The sequence below is a fragment of the Corynebacterium vitaeruminis genome (assembly GCF_001054325.1).
GTDB classification, from domain to species: Bacteria; Actinomycetota; Actinomycetes; order Mycobacteriales; family Mycobacteriaceae; genus Corynebacterium; species Corynebacterium vitaeruminis_A.
The window spans coordinates 35646-50802 of record NZ_JVVM01000034.1 but is presented as its reverse complement, the minus strand read 5'-3'; the positions used below and the strand labels follow the sequence as shown (position 1 = coordinate 50802).

Genomic DNA, 15157 nt, shown 5'->3' with positions numbered 1-15157 from the left:
GCGTTAGGAATCCTTGGAGTTCTTGCGTGCGAGGCGGGTAGCTGCCACACCACCGACCAGGAGCGCGAGCGCGGCACCACCGAGGGCAGTCGCCTGAACGCCAGTGACTGCAAGGCCATTGCTCTTGGTCTCGGTTTTCTTGCCGTCTTTCTTGGGGTCGTTGGGCTTGTCGCCTGGTTTTTTCTCCCCAGGCTTCTCGTCGTTCCCAGGCTGTTCATCACCGGGTGCGTCATTATCACCGGGTGCGTCGTCGTCACCTGGGGTTTCATCATCGGAAGTCGGGCAGTAGCCGTAGACTCCGGTTGCCGGGTCGATCTTGCTCATATCACGTGGGGAGCCGTCGGGGCACGTTGCGGTGTCATCGACTCCCGGCGGAATTCCGTCATTCTCTGGGGCATCTTCATCAGGCTCCGGATCATCGGGCTCCGGAGTGGGGCCGGAATCATCTGAGGTGCTACAAGCGCCGAAGGCTCCGGTTGCTGGGTCGATCTTGCTCATATCACGCGGGGAACCGTCGGGACAGGTTTCGGTATCCTCAATGCCCGGTGGGATGCCATCGTTCGATGGCTCCCCTGGATCGGGGTTTGCAGCGTCATCTACACACTGGAAAGTACCGTCAACACTTTCAAAATGCTGACCCGCGGGACACTCCGATGGCACCGGGTCAGGAATCTGTGCGGTGGCGGCGCCAACGCCGATGAGCATGCCGGCTGAAGTGGCAGCGGCCACCATAGTCGAAGAGAGCTTCTTCATTGGGGAACCTCACAATTCCTATAGGAAAGCCCTGCTATCAATGGGCTTAAGGGGGAACACTGTTCACACTTTTGATTTTAATAACTAATTACAGTCTTTGATGGCATGAGTTTCGGGAGGGGGTAAAGCAAAATTGTTGACTCGTCCAAACCCCAGTAAGGGAAAGCGGGAACTTATATTTGCAACGCTGAGTGTGTACACCCGTTGTAGTTGGAGCGTTTATAGAACTTGCCACTGTCGACTCGGCAGGGGGCTTTTCTGTCTTCGCTGATGGATCCGAGTCTTCTAATGTCTTATAGTTTTCGCTCATCCTCGCTAGCGAAGTGTGGTACCTGGTTGTGTCGGGGGCGAAAGGCGGGTGGGGCGTAGAGGTTTGGTAAAAAATCGGTGCCTGTAGGGTTTATGCTTCGAGCTATAGGGTGGAGGTATGACGCACAAAAATGCTCCCGATGCTGAATTGGCATCAGGAGCATTTTATGTTTCGCTAGCGGGGCAGAACCCTAAACTTCTTAGCGGTTCTTGCGGGCGATGCGGGTAGCGGCGACACCGCCGACCAGGAGAACCAGAGCGGCTCCGCCCAGGGTGGTGGCATCAAGGCCGGTGGCTGCTAGGCCAGTGCTCTGAGTGGAAGAATCCTTCTTGGACTCAGAGATATTCTGCTCAGACTTCTTGGAGTCTGAAACCTTCTTTACGTTCTCGGAAGAGGTCGTCTTCTTGGACTCGGACGCCTTCTTTTCAGCCTTTTCCTTGGCCTTCTTCTCTTCCTTCGTGCACTTGTTTTCGTTCTTGCACTCAGCAGAGATCTTGATGTCAACGTTTACCTTGACATCCTTGCCGTCCTTGCCCGGCTTACCGTCCTTACCGTCCTTGCCGTCCTTGCCGTTCTTGCCTGGCTTACCGTCCTTGCCGTCCTTGCCGTTCTTGCCGTTCTTGCCTGGCTTACCGTCCTTGCCGTCCTTGCCGTCCTTGCCGTTCTTGCCCGGCTTGTCAGTATCCGGCTTGTCCGTGCCTGGCTTGTCAGTATCCGGCTTCGTCTCGTCCTTGACGCAGACACCGAAGACGTTCGGGTTGCCCGGAACTGGCTTGCTCATGTCGAAGTGCTCGCCCTCCGGGCACTGCTTATCAGAAATACCTGGGTTTCCGAGGTCGCCGGGCTGGGACTCATTGTTATCCGGCGTTTCAGGCTTAGGGGCTTCCTTGTCTGCGACGCACTGGAAGGTTCCGCCGACGTTCTCAAAGTGCTGGCCGTCTGGGCACTTGTCCGGCATTGGGGCTGGAATTCCGTCAGTGGAATCCTGCTCAGGCTGGTCTGCGACGCACTGGAAAGTGCCGTCGACGTTTTCAAAGTGCTGGTCGGCGGGGCACTCGGTCGGCATTGGGGCTGGAATCTGTGCAGTAGCGATGCCTGTGCTTGCAATCATGCTGGCGGAGAAGGCGGCGGCGATAGCCGTAGTGAACTTCTTCATGAAAACCTCTCAAGGAGTCAAACGGTCAGAGACCGATGAATATGATTTCGCCGCTCATCCCTCATCGTGCACGGCGGAAAATAAACCAGGCCAACTGCGGTTAACTAGGTTCATGGATAACCATAAACTGGTTGATGCATGAATGGCATTGGAGGTAGTTATAGGAATAACTCCAGGTGTGTAGCGGTACGCTTTGACCTGCTGCAATGCTGCCGGTTTGCAATTTGACTTACACCACTTCGGGGGCGGTATGCACTAAGGTTGCCCTTAGTAAAAGTTAGCTATTGGCGTTATTTGTCTGTTATCTAACTGGCGGTGGCTTGGTTGTGTAAACGTTCTTTATGCAGTAGGACAGCCCTGTATGAGGTCGTGCTTAATTGTTACATTAAAATAACGAATAGTAATTTAAAGTTCTCGAGAGTAAAAGAGCTTCACCTTATTGTCGTTTTCTACTTCCTATTGGTTACACCCGAATCAGGGGGTTTAGGGTGGATGGGATGCAATTGTTGTCGATAGGCGAAGCTGTAGATATGTGCCAAACGGAGTAGCCAGCGGGTACGGTAGAACAGTTAAGAAAAGACAAGGCAAAAGGGGAGCTGGAAACTTGTTTGAGTCTCTTTCCGATCGTTTGACGGGTGCCCTGCGGGGCCTAGGCGGGAAGGGTCGCCTGACCGAGGCGGATATTAACGCCACCGCCCGCGAGATTCGGCTGGCTCTTCTGGAAGCCGATGTCTCCCTCGAAGTTGTCCGTACCTTCATTAAGCGCATCAAGGAACGCGCCAACGAAATTATTGGCAGCCAGACGGTCAACCCGGCCAACCAAATCATTGAGGTTGTCAATGAGGAACTGATCAACATCCTCGGTGGCGAGACCCGACGTCTTAATATGTCGAAGCAGCCGCCGACGGTCATCATGCTGGCCGGTCTGCAGGGTGCTGGTAAGACCACCCTGGCCGGTAAATTGGCCAAGTACCTCACAGATCAGGGCCACACCCCGGTTCTCGTCGCCTGTGACCTGCAGCGTCCTGGCGCGGTGCAGCAGCTCGAAATCGTTGCTGAGCGTGCAGGCGTGCCATGCTTCGCGCCGTTCCCGGGCACTAGTCTCGACTCCACCCACGAGATGGGCACCAGCGAGGACAACCCAGTTGACGCTGCATTCCGAGGCCTTGCCTATGCGCGCCAGCACCGCCATGACGTGGTGATTATCGATACCGCAGGTCGCCTGGGTATCGACGAGGTGCTGATGAAGCAGGCGCGTGACATTCGCGATGCTATCAATCCGCACGAAGTCCTGTTTGTCATTGACTCCATGATTGGTCAGGACGCGGTCGAGACCGCCAAGGCTTTCCGCGATGGTGTGGACTTCACTGGTGTGGTACTGACCAAGCTCGATGGCGACGCCCGCGGTGGTGCTGCGCTGTCCATCCGTGAAGTCACCGGCAAGCCGATTCTGTTCGCCTCCACGGGTGAGAAGCTGGAGGACTTCGACGTCTTCCACCCAGACCGCATGGCCAGCCGTATCCTGGGTATGGGTGATCTGAAGACTCTGGTTGAGGTCGCTTCCAAGGAAATCGATCATGAGCAGGCCGCGAAATCCGCCCAGAAGATCGGTTCCGGCGAGCTGACTCTCGAGGACTTCCTCGAGCAGATGATGATGGTCCGCAAGATGGGCCCAATCGGTAACATTCTCAAGATGCTCCCCGGCGGAGCAGAGATGTCCAAGGCTGCCGAAATGGTCGACGAAAAGCAGCTTGACCGCATCGAGGCAATCATCCGCGGTATGACTCCGGAAGAGCGCGAGAATCCAAAGATTTTGAACGCTTCACGACGTCGTCGAATCGCCAACGGTTCCGGCGTGTCCGTCTCGGAAGTTAACCAGCTTATCGAGCGCTTCAATGAGGCACGCAAGATGATGGCTCAGATGGCCGGTCGTTTCGGTATGGGCGGTGGCCGCCCATCGAACCGCAAGGCCAAGCGTGGCCGAAAGGGCAAGGGCAAGAATAAGCGCAAGGGCGCTAACCGCGGCCCGACGCCGCCGAAGGCAATGCGCGGTGGCGGAATGCCAGGTATGCCTGGAATGCCAGGTATGCAGGGCATGCCGGGGATGCCTAGCATGGCCGAGCTGCAGAAGCTACAGAAGCAGATGGGCAACCAGCTGCCAGAAGGCATGGAGGACTTTGACCTCAATAATCTCGACTTCGGGCAGGGCAAGAAGTAGCTGGGGCAAGAAGTAGCTAGTCTCGCAGGCTCTTCTGGATTTGGCGGCCCATTTCGGCACTGAAGGTGGCCGCTAGTTCATCGGTGATGTGATTGCTATCGCGGTAGACGTAGATATTGCCGATAACATTGCGGCAGGTAGTCGGGCCGCAGAAGATGTCGGAGAAATCCAGACTGTGCCCGTTGGGGAAGTTCGCAAGAATCTCCTCAGCGGGATTTTCTGCATTTAGAGCAGTTTTGCGGTGGATGGTGCAATCTTCGTTCGCTTCGTCGCACACGCTTGGGGAGAACTGACTCAGATCCTTACGCAGTGCCCAGGGGTTATCGCGGATAGCGAAGAAATCAATTCCGCGTTCTTGTAGAGCAGCGAAAAACGAGACGTAGCCATCCGGCGTATAGTCGCCGGGCTGCGGTGGGTCCGCCTGGAACAAGGGCCTGGTCGAGGTGGTAAAAACCATCTCTGGCTGAATCTCGTCAATTTTCTGCAGTGCCTCGAAAGTCCAGGGCACGCAGATGTCGCCGACTCCGTGGATTGGCTCCAAGGTCGCCGGGCAGCCCTGTCGCAGGAGAACGACCACTCGGTAACCGTGCTTCTTGCCGTAGGCATCAATTGGGGCAAACCAATGTTCGATGTGAGAGCCCCCGATGATGACAATCGATTCACTGGCATCCGGGTCACCGTAGACACACGGCTGGGTCTCATCGCGCCAACGGCGATTTGGCGGGAAATACCCGACGTCTTCGCCGCCTGTCGCAAGGCAACCATCGAGGGCGGGTTCCGGCCAAAGGTCAGTGATGAAATCGGTATTCGGCTTTGTGGCTGCCTTCGGCACCTCGTACCCGTCGGTAAGCGCGAGCGCACCTGGATAGACCATTGGATCTAGGCTGGTGGCAGAGGCACGATTGACGCGCAGCTGCTGCACGTTGACAAGGCTGGTCATGCCAACCAACGCAATGATTACAACAGCGCCGACTACTGCTTGACGACGAGCCGGGCGACGATGCTTGATTGCGTGGATGGCATCGCCGACGACGGGTTGTGTCCGGGTCGGTCGACGAGTCGATTGGGCCAGCGGCAGCTCGACATATTTATTGGTGAGCTTGGCCAGAATGAAGGAAACGATGATGACCGCGGTACCGAGCTTCACCCCCGGGGCATCGCGGTTGAGGTAGTTCATGGCCAGGATAAGCAGCGACCAATGCCACAGGTAGAGAGCGTAGGCGCTCTGACCTATTTCACGCATTGGGCGGCTGGCCAGGAACTTGGAGATCCAACCTGCATCGGGGCCGGCGATAATAATCAGCGCGGCACCGCCGAGGGGCCACAGTGTCCAAGGCCCTGGGAACTGTGCGGCGCCGTCGAAGATGAACCCGGTGGAGACGACCAGTGCGAGGCCGATGCCTGCCAACAGCACTCGAAGAGGTTTGGCCATGGGGACGGCGCCCCGGACGAGGATTAGTCCGAGTAGTGCGCCGAGGCAGAGCTCCCAGAGGCGGCTGACGGTGGAGTAGTAGTTCCATCCCTGATTCTCGGAGTGCATATAAAAGGCGTAGGCAAGTGAACCTACAGTAATCACTGTCAACAGCGGAATGAGGATTCGGCGGAGTTTACCGCCGGTGGCATCGGTACGCTTGGCCTCCACAGGCGAGGTAACCGCGCCGACAATCTGGGGTGAGCGTGTCATCCAGGCGAGCAGGGAGATGAGCAGAATTGAGCCGAGGTAAAACTGCCCCTGTACCGACATGGACCACAGGTGCTGTAATGGGGAAGTTTCGCTCTCTGCGGCGGCATAATCCGAGCCCTGGAGCGCCAGTTCGTAGTTCTGGTAGTAGAGCAGGCTGGCACGGAGTTGCTGGGCAATATCGATAGTGCGCAGCGAGGGAATGAAGTAAATGACAAACAGGGTCGTCGCGAAGAGGACCAGCACCAGTGTTGGAATCAGACGACGCAGCGTGCGCCAGATGCTCCACCATGGATTGATGGATTGCCTGGGGTTGATGGCATTGCGGTACTGCGCGCCGAAGAAGAAAAATCCTGAGAGCAGGAGGAAAACGTCCACACCACCGGAAACGCGGCCGACGTAAACGTGGAAAAGGACTACAAGGGCAATAGAAATGCCCCGTAGTCCGTCCAAGTCATATCTATATTGGGTGCCGGTGGTTTTCATAGGTTGTTACGTTACCCCACTGTCAACGGCGTTCAGCTTTAGAAGATACCTAGCGTTTCGAGTGTGGGGTTTTGTTAGTTTTCGAAACCTGCTGGTAATATACCTCGAGTTGTTTCGGTGAGATTGCTCATTTGATTGAAAATGCTTGGCCGAGACACAACTGCGAATTCATCGGATCCGGCCACGGCCGCCCGGTGGTCACGCGCAGTGTAAATATCCCAAGGGCAAAACCGGTCCGAGGCACTTCGTTAGTAATTACTAGTGAGCTCGGATGCATAAGTATTGTCCAGTGACATAGAAGGAAGAGGAACTCCTCATGGCAGTCAAGATTAAGCTGCAGCGACTGGGTAAGATTCGTACCGCTCAGTACCGCGTTATCGTTGCTGATGCTCGTACCCGCCGCAACGGCGCGGTCATCGAGAACCTGGGTATCTACCAGCCGAAGGAAGAGCCGTCGGTTATCCAGATCGACTCCGAGCGCGTTCAGTACTGGCTGGGCGTCGGCGCACAGCCGACTGAGCCGGTTCTGGCTCTGCTGAAGGTCACCGGCGACTGGCAGAAGTTCAAGGGCCTCGAGGGCGCAGAGGGCACCCTGAAGGTTGCTGAGCCGAAGCCGACCAAGCTCGAGCTGTTCAACAAGGCTCTGGAAGAGGCCAACAACGGCCCGTCCGCTGAGGCCATCACCGCTAAGCGCCGTGAGGCCAAGGAAGCAGCTAAGGCTGCTAAGGAAGCTGAGGAGGCCGCAAAGGCTGCCGAGGCTGAGGCTGCTGAGTCCGAGGCTTCCGAGGACGCCGAGTAATAAGGACGCTGAGTACGCCGCTTAGCTAATCCGGGCGCTACCTTATACTTCAAGACGAAGTGTTGGGTGGCGCCCCTTTGCTTTACGCGGACGTTTTTACAGAGTCATTATAAGAGAGGGAGTGTGCACGTGTCGGTAGCTGACATGGTGCTTATTGGCCGAGTGATTAAGCCCCACGGTGTGCGCGGGGAAGTCGTCGTCGATGCAACAACGGATGACCCGGAGGGGCGTTTCGCAGCCGGGACCACGCTGTTGGGTGTACAAGCTGGCCGCGAGGAACAGCTGACCGTGAAAACGGCACGTCCGCACCAGGGGCGGCTATTGGTTCGCTTTGAGGAAATCCCAGGTCGCAATGAAGCCGAGCGTCATCGAAGTATGAAGTTTTATGCTGAGCCCGTCTTCGAAGATGAGGATTTTTACGACTTTGAGCTTGAAGGTCTGCGCGTAGTCCACAATGGCGCCGATATCGGCGAGGTCACTTCTATCGTCCGCGCACCCGCCCACCGTCTCCTTGAAGTCACGCTTGACGACGGCGCCCGGGAGGTTCTCGTCCCTCTGGTAGAGGAAATCGTTCCGGAGGTTGACCTTGAGAATTCAACAGTCACCATCACCCCGCCGGAAGGACTGTTGGAGCTGTGAGCTTACGTCTCGATGTAGTCACAATCTTCCCGGAGTACCTCGAGCCGCTGCGTCATGCGCTGCTAGGCAAGGCTATTGAACAGGGCATTTTGAGCGTCGGAGTGCACAACCTGCGCGACTGGGCGCCAGGTGTACACCAAGCCGTGGATGACTCGCCCTACGGCGGTGGCCCCGGCATGGTTATGAAGCCGGATGTCTGGGGTCCCGCTCTCGACGAGGTCGCGACGCTGAAAGTGGAGCAGTCGTTGACATCCGCTGTGCCCCATTTGGACAATGTCCGCCATGATCAGAAACTGGGTTTGGCCGAGGAATCTTCCTATGCTGCAGTGGAAGTGCCGTCGTTAAGCGAAGAAGATTCAGCGAAGCCCCTGCTGATTGTCCCGACCCCGGCGGGCGAGCCGTTTACGCAGCAGATGGCGCAGGAGTTCTCACACGAGGAGCACATTGTGTTCGCGTGCGGGCGCTACGAGGGCATTGACCAGCGCGTTATTGATGATGCCGCTAATCGTTATCGCGTGCGTGAGGTCTCTATTGGGGATTATGTGCTGATCGGCGGGGAAGTGGCGGTGCTGGTGATTGCGGAGTCCGTCGTGCGGTTAATCCCAGGTGTGTTGGGCAACCGCAAGAGCCACGAGGAGGACTCTTTCTCTGACGGTCTGCTCGAAGGGCCGTCCTACACAAAGCCGCGCGAGTGGCGTGGACTAGAAGTGCCGGACGTTCTCCTCAGCGGCAATCACGCGCTGGTGGACCGTTGGCGGCGCGATCAGTCACTCATTCGTACGGCCGAACGTCGTCCGGATTTGCTTGCCGACGTCGACCTCAGCGCCCGTGACCGAGAAGTAATTCAAGAAGCCATTGAGGAAGTAACCGAGGAGAACTGCTAGTGGCACGTGTTCGAATTGCGCGACCCCGGCACGTCATTGGTTGGTTAGCTGTCCTAGGGGCACTGGCGTGGTTCACTCAAACGCAGCTGGCGGGGAGCGTAGATCAGTCGTTTGCAGGCTGGGTCAGTGACCTGCATGGAGCACAGGATGGCCGCGTCGATAGTTTGATGCTGACTTTGAGCGAGATTATCCGACCGATTTACATTGCGCCGGTCACGCTCGTTGCGGCGGCACTCCTGTGGTTCCGTTTCCGCGCGTGGGCGCTGTTGCTGCCGGCATCATTCGGGTCCGCGATTGCGGTTACGTATGCCATGAAGTGGTTTTTGGATCGCGACCGGCCCGGGGATGAGTTCTCGCTGGTCAACCTGCATGATGCAGCGTTTCCTTCCGCGCATGTGGCGGCAGTTACTTCCAGCGGTATGGCCGCGATGCAGCTGGCCATCCCGGTATTGCGTCGCACAGCCCGTAAATTGCTCGACCTGGCCATCGTCGCGCTTATCGGCGCCGTGGCACTCTCTCGTGTGTGGGTTGGGGCGCACTGGCTCACCGATGTCATCGGCGGCCTCATCGCCGGCGTCGTGGGCTTGGTTGTTGCGCTGCTCGTACTTAGGAGATGGCCACGAGCACGGCGCTACGCGCTGCTTTAGTCTCCTCGTAGAAGGTCACGAGTTCGCGGTAGCGCTTGGTCGCAGTGGCTTCGTCGATAAGCGAACCGTTGTCCTTGATGCGGGCGGCGAGATCGATGTTCGCCAGCGTCTGGTACACATCCCCGACGCGATCGGCGCGGATGACTGCAGACAGCGGCTTGCGGCAGACGCGGTCGGCGCCGAGGATGGCCTCCGCCAGCGGGTCGCCGAGCGCCTGGCCGTCGATGGGATTGCCGGTCAGGGTGCGCAGCAGGGACTCCCAGTCCGTGTCGATGTCCAGGGCATCTTCGTCCGGAACGTCGACGAAGTGCTGCAGAATAATCTTCTCCGCGCCGTCGTTAACGAGCCCCGCCGTGCCGCCGTCGCTGGTCGCCGCAGGTGCTGCGACCTCAACTAACCGCGCTGCCTCCTCATCGGAAATGCGCAGGTATTCGGCACAGAGTTTTTGCTTCATGGGGCTCCTTTTCCGGTGTTAACTGCGAGCCTTCTGTGGGGCGTTCGCCAATTGGTACTTCCACGATAGTAAAGTTGCCCGGGTGATTTCATCAGTAATTGCCCGAGAACTCGCCGCCACTGGTGCGGACGTTGCCGAAAGTGCCGTCGCAGCCGCTATCAAGCTTCTCGACGAAGGCAACACCGTGCCTTTCATCGCCCGCTATCGCAAAGAAGTAACCGGCGGGCTCGACGACACACAGCTGCGTTTCATCGAGGAACGCGTCGTCTACCTGCGCGAACTAGAAGAGCGCAAGCAGACGATTCTCGCCGCCATCGAAGAGCAGGGAAAGCTTAACGACGACCTCAAGGCCGCCATCCTCGCCTGCGACACCAAGGCACGGTTGGAAGATCTCTACCTGCCGTACAAAAAGAAGCGCAAGACCAAGGCCGATATTGCGCGTGAGGCCGGTTACGAACCGCTGGTGGAGGAGCTCTTGGCCGACCCCGCGGCGGCCCCAGAGGCTCTGGCCGCCAAGTACGGTGAGGCAGCTGGCAAGGATGCGAAGGACGCCCTGACTGGTGCTCGTGCCATTTTGGTCGACCGCTTCGCCACCGACGCCGACCTTGTTGGCTCCGTGCGTGAGCAGGTGTGGTCTTCCGGTTCCGCCGCCGCTGCCGTGGTGGAGGGCAAGGAGACTGCGGGCGCGAAGTACCGCGACTACTTCGAGCACAACGAACCGCTGGAGACCATGCCCAGCCACCGCGTGCTGGCCGTGCTGCGTGGAGAGGCCGAGGGCATCCTGACTCTCAACATCGATGCGGGTGAAGATGAGACCTACGAGCACATGATTCGTGAGGCCTTCGAGCTTCCCGACGGTGGTGCCTCCAAGTGGATTGACCAGGCCGTTCGTTTCGGTTGGCGCACCAAGTTGGAGGTCTCTGCTGCTCTCGATGCCCGCACTCGACTGAAGGAGCGTGCTGAGGCCGAGGCCGTGGATGTCTTCGCCCGTAACCTGCGCGACCTACTACTGGCTGCCCCCGCTGGCCAACGCGCGACGCTCGGCCTGGATCCGGGGTACCGCAATGGTGTGAAGTGCGCCGTTGTCGACTCCACCGGCAAGGTGCTCGACACTGCCATCGTCTACCCGCACCAGCCGCGCAATGACTGGTCCGGTGCCAAAGAACAGCTGGCCACTCTCTGTGCCACGCACCGCGTGGAGCTCATGGCTATCGGCAACGGCACCGCTTCCCGCGAGACCGAAACCCTGGCCCGCGAAATCGCCGACCTCATCGCTCAGGCCGGTGGAAAGAAGCCGACCCCTGTGGTGGTTTCTGAGGCCGGCGCTTCGGTGTACTCCGCATCGTCCCTGGCCGCAGCTGAGTTCCCGGACATGGACGTCTCTCTCCGCGGAGCAGTCTCGATTGCCCGTCGCCTGCAGGATCCGCTTGCCGAGCTCGTCAAAATCGACCCGAAGTCCATCGGCGTCGGCCAGTACCAGCACGACGTTTCCCAGACCAAACTGGAGCACTCCCTGGATGCTGTGGTGGAGGACGCCGTGAATGCTGTCGGCGTGGAGGTCAACACCGCTTCCGCTCCGCTGCTCGGTCGCGTTGCTGGCGTGTCCTCGACCGTTGCGGACAATATCGTCGCCTATCGAGACGAAAATGGCGCCTTCACCTCTCGCAAGGAGCTTCTGAAGGTTCCGCGGCTCGGCCCTAAGGCCTTCGAGCAGTGCGCTGGCTTCCTGCGCATCCACGGCGCCACCAACCCGCTCGATGCGTCAGCCGTGCACCCGGAGTCCTACCGCGTCGTCGATGCCATCGCCGCTTCGACCGGCGTTAGTGTCCAGGAGCTCATCGGCAACTCCCGCGTCCTGTCCAAGGTGCGTGCCGAAGACTTCGTCGACGAGTCCGCCGGCATCGGCTTGCCCACAGTCCAGGACATTCTGACCGAGTTGGACAAGCCCGGCCGCGATCCGCGTCCCGAGTTTGTCACCGCCACTTTCAAGGAAGGCGTGGAGAAGGTCTCTGACCTTCAGCCCGGCATGATCCTCGAGGGCACCGTCACCAATGTCGCGGCCTTCGGCGCCTTCGTTGACGTCGGAGTTCACCAGGACGGTCTCGTCCACGTCTCCAACATGGCCCGCGGTTTCGTCTCCGACCCACATGAGGTCGTCCGCTCGGGCGAGGTCGTCAAGGTGAAGGTGCTCGACGTTGACGTCGAACGAAACCGCATCGGTCTATCGCTCAGGCTTGACGACGACACGTCGGATGCCAAGCCGAAGCGTGCCGGTGGTCGCGAAGAAGGCCGTGGAGGTGGCCGAAAGCGGGGCTCTCAGAATAAGAAGCGCGGTGGAGCTCGCGGTGGAGCCGGCGGTTCTATGGCTGACGCGCTACGCAGAGCGGGCTTTTAGCGTTTGACCTATTAGCGCATTGCGTTATTAGCGCATAGCGTCGATGCGGCTGTTGATTTCCCCTGCGACAGTCGAAGACGTTCCATCTGCCACGACGATGGTGTAATTGGCTCCCGAGGTCTCAATCTTGACGGCCTCGCCTGACCTGGCCGCTACGGTGATGCGGCCGTCATTGCCGAGGCGGAGGCCAATACCGCCACCGTCGGCCCAGTTGTATTTCCCCGGCTTCGCGTACTTGATGGTTCGAAGTTCGATGTGGTGCTTCATCTTTAGCGGTCCACAACCGTTAAAAACGGTGATGGAATCTGTCATCGGGTTAGTATCCAGCGTCATTCCGGTCTCATATGCGATGAGGAATAGCGGCGTGCACAGCAGAAAAACGATGCCGAGGCTCGGCAGGAATACCGCAAGTGCTATAGACGCTACGCACCAAACTGTGAAGGCAACCTTGACACCATTGGAGATAGTTACGCTGACATCGATGGGCGTCGGGTCTCCTTCTCGATGTGGCAACTCTGGCGATGTAGGTTCGGTGACCGTGGCGTCGGTAAGCGAAGAGTAGTCCCTGAGGCGGCGCGCAACGAGCAGGGCCGCGGCTAGGCCGATGACCACACCAACTATTGCATATACCCAGCTAATTCGGGCGGTCGTAGGGTTTGTCGTGCCGATTTGCGGGATGATGATTGCGAATTCTAAGGCGATTAAGAAGCCGCACAGGGCGAGATTGATTATCGCAATGGGTTTGCGAACGACTAGGGGCGTGCTGGTCTTAGCGCCGATCCAACCAATTTGCGCACATGCGATGACGACAACAGCCATGATTAATGTGCTCTGAATTGGCGGCATGAAACCGTTGGGGGTGTCGCTGCCGCTCCAGTGCGTTGCTATTTGCTCCGGTAGTCGATCGGAAATAGCAATTACCCACAGAAGCTGTGCAATGGCCAGTACGCACGGGGCGATGATTGTTCCTCGAACAACCCAGGGGTCAAAGCGTGGAATCTGCTGCATGGAGACAATTTAGCAGTTGAGGTGGGGCGGTATTGCACGTTGGTGATGCACGTTGCTCGTGTGCCTTGGTAATGCATGGTTCGGCTCGAACAATAAGGTCGAAAAGAAGTGCGATAAAAGTTGTCAAATAAGGGTTGCGCAATCGAAAGCGAGTGCTAAAATAGGGGTATCAAGAACTTGAAGTGCTTGAGCATCTTTTCTCGGTGTTGGGGCTTTTGGGGGAACAATGTCTAATCAAGTTAGTCCAGCCAACCGACCGTCCGATGTGTACGAAGCGGCTTTGCTGCCTGAAGCGCCGCAGTTTTTCCATGAGGCATCCACTAATCCGTTGGCCGTAGCGGGGATTCAGCGCAATCGCTTAGAGCTGGATATTTCTTTGAGCTGTGCGCCTCAGTCGCTTGAAATAGATGTGGATGCCTACATTGCTGAGATTGCACCTGAGCTGGGGATTGCCCGCGGTAAAGCGTTGGAGTATGTGGAGGTCGGCATCCAGCTAGCCCTCATGCCTCGCCTGGGGGCTTTCGTCAAGGCTCGTGCTCACTTGCCTTTTCGGCATCTGCTCACCATCGCCCGCGCAACGGCGCCGCTGCAAAACCCAGAGGTGCGCGAGGTCGTAGAGGAACAGATTGCGCGCTTTGTTATTCCTCGCAGACAAGGTGAAGTTCTCCGAGGAATTCGTAGTCTGCACAAGTTCTTGCAACAGGTAATCGAGCAAATTGAACCCCAGCTGCGTCCGAAAAATCTTCCGGGGGACGTTGACCCGCTAGTTCCCCCCGGTGAGCGCGAGATAGTGGGGGAGAGCATCGGATTTGAAGAAGGCGACAACTTCGCGGAAGTTTTCATGGAGCTGGAAAAGACCCGCGCTCTCGAATTCAAGACCACTCTCCAAGCTATCTCAACCTCGGCGGGCTGTACCCGTGTCGAAGCTCTAACGCATCTCATCCGTGGCACCGCGGAGGCGAAGGTCGTTCTCAACCTGTACTGTCCCGCCACCGAGGAACGCCCGCGCACGGCTTGGCTTGGTGGTGTGGGGTGGATCTCGCAGTTGGCAACGCAGGCGTGGATTGACAAGGTTACGCATATCCGCTTGCTTGCCGACGAATCTGCGGAGGGCTACACCCCAACCGAAAGTCAGCGGGCGTACATCCAAGGCCGTGACGGGACATGCCGCTTCCCCGGCTGCGATGTCCCAGCGGAATTCTGCGACATTGACCATATCGAGCCCTACAACAAGGAAAACCCAGCCGAGGGTGGGGCAACAGAAACTCCTAACCTCCACTGCCTCTGTCGCCGACACCACAACATGAAAACGGCTGGGCTATGGAATGTTGCACGGGATCGAGATGGTGTGGAACTTTGGACGTCGTCAAGCACGGGCAAAAAGACGGTGAGCATGGAAGATGGGCCGCTCGCCGGGCATGGGCGCTACACCTTTGACAAGCGGGGCCTGCGAATGGCGCAAGCGCTGGAAGAATATAACCAGTATCGCCAAGAGCTGATTGAGCAATCGCAGAAATTGGTCGAGGAAGCACGCAAGGGCGAAGACCCTGACTCGCCCGACACTGACTCACCCGACACCGATTCACCCGACACCGAAGACCCTCCGAACATAGATGAATTTGGTTTCTGACCAGGGGGTGTGTAATAATCGCCAAGTTGTCTTTATAGGCAGCTTTACCTGTTTCGGGCATGAACCGGCCGAGCGTCCCTCCGAGGGAAAGTGCCGC

At 58.0% G+C, this 15157-nt stretch carries 12 protein-coding genes; 7 read left to right on the top strand and 5 right to left on the bottom strand.

What is annotated here, in order from left to right:
• Positions 1 to 3 precede the first annotated feature (3 nt).
• Entirely contained in the window at positions 4 to 753 is a 750-nt protein-coding gene (locus ADA16_RS10580) for a hypothetical protein (RefSeq protein ID WP_048761886.1), read from the bottom strand.
• 509 nt (positions 754 to 1262) lie between these two features.
• A complete protein-coding gene (locus ADA16_RS11250) occupies positions 1263 to 2219 on the bottom strand; it encodes a hypothetical protein (RefSeq protein ID WP_048761884.1) in 957 nt (318 codons plus the stop codon).
• Positions 2220 to 2823: 604 nt separating this feature from the next.
• Here ADA16_RS11250 and ffh point away from each other — a divergent pair.
• Entirely contained in the window at positions 2824 to 4437 is a 1614-nt protein-coding gene (ffh, locus tag ADA16_RS10570; protein WP_048761881.1) for a signal recognition particle protein, read from the top strand.
• A gap of 16 nt (positions 4438 to 4453) precedes the next feature.
• Here the strand turns inward: ffh and ADA16_RS10565 are convergent, their stop codons facing one another.
• On the bottom strand, positions 4454 to 6571 hold the full coding sequence (locus tag ADA16_RS10565; RefSeq protein WP_239659448.1) for an acyltransferase family protein: 2118 nt from the start codon (positions 6569 to 6571) through the stop codon (positions 4454 to 4456).
• A gap of 349 nt (positions 6572 to 6920) precedes the next feature.
• On the opposite strand from ADA16_RS10565, the gene rpsP reads away from it, so the two are divergent.
• From rpsP to ADA16_RS10545, 4 genes are all read left to right on the top strand, one after another.
• The gene (gene rpsP / locus ADA16_RS10560) at positions 6921 to 7403 is read left to right on the top strand and encodes a 30S ribosomal protein S16 (RefSeq protein ID WP_048761876.1); all 483 of its coding nucleotides are present in this window, start codon (positions 6921 to 6923) and stop codon (positions 7401 to 7403) included.
• A gap of 144 nt (positions 7404 to 7547) precedes the next feature.
• The gene (gene rimM / locus ADA16_RS10555) at positions 7548 to 8042 is read left to right on the top strand and encodes a ribosome maturation factor RimM (RefSeq protein WP_048761991.1); all 495 of its coding nucleotides are present in this window, start codon (positions 7548 to 7550) and stop codon (positions 8040 to 8042) included.
• Positions 8039 to 8926, top strand: a complete 888-nt coding sequence (trmD, locus tag ADA16_RS10550) for a tRNA (guanosine(37)-N1)-methyltransferase TrmD (RefSeq protein WP_048761874.1) — start codon at positions 8039 to 8041, stop codon at positions 8924 to 8926. Before rimM ends, trmD begins: the two co-directional genes overlap by 4 nt.
• A complete protein-coding gene (locus ADA16_RS10545) occupies positions 8926 to 9573 on the top strand; it encodes a phosphatase PAP2 family protein (RefSeq protein ID WP_048761872.1) in 648 nt (215 codons plus the stop codon). Before trmD ends, ADA16_RS10545 begins: the two co-directional genes overlap by 1 nt.
• Here the strand turns inward: ADA16_RS10545 and ADA16_RS10540 are convergent.
• Positions 9533 to 10027, bottom strand: coding sequence for a DUF1877 family protein (locus ADA16_RS10540; RefSeq protein ID WP_048761870.1), 495 nt, complete (start codon positions 10025 to 10027; stop codon positions 9533 to 9535). The genes ADA16_RS10545 and ADA16_RS10540 overlap by 41 nt on opposite strands.
• An 82-nt stretch (positions 10028 to 10109) precedes the next feature.
• Between ADA16_RS10540 and ADA16_RS10535 the strand changes: the two genes are divergently transcribed.
• Positions 10110 to 12422 carry a Tex family protein gene (locus tag ADA16_RS10535; protein ID WP_048761867.1) on the top strand — a complete coding sequence of 771 codons (2313 nt, stop codon included), beginning with the start codon at positions 10110 to 10112 and terminating at the stop codon, positions 12420 to 12422.
• A 27-nt stretch (positions 12423 to 12449) separates the two neighbouring features.
• On the opposite strand, the gene ADA16_RS10530 is transcribed toward ADA16_RS10535, so the two are convergent.
• A complete protein-coding gene (locus tag ADA16_RS10530; RefSeq protein ID WP_048761865.1) occupies positions 12450 to 13430 on the bottom strand; it encodes a DUF1648 domain-containing protein in 981 nt (326 codons plus the stop codon).
• A gap of 226 nt (positions 13431 to 13656) precedes the next feature.
• Here ADA16_RS10530 and ADA16_RS10525 point away from each other — a divergent pair, with 226 nt between their 5' ends.
• The gene (locus tag ADA16_RS10525) at positions 13657 to 15060 is read left to right on the top strand and encodes an HNH endonuclease signature motif containing protein (RefSeq protein ID WP_048761862.1); all 1404 of its coding nucleotides are present in this window, start codon (positions 13657 to 13659) and stop codon (positions 15058 to 15060) included.
• The last annotated feature ends 97 nt before the right edge of the window (positions 15061 to 15157 follow it).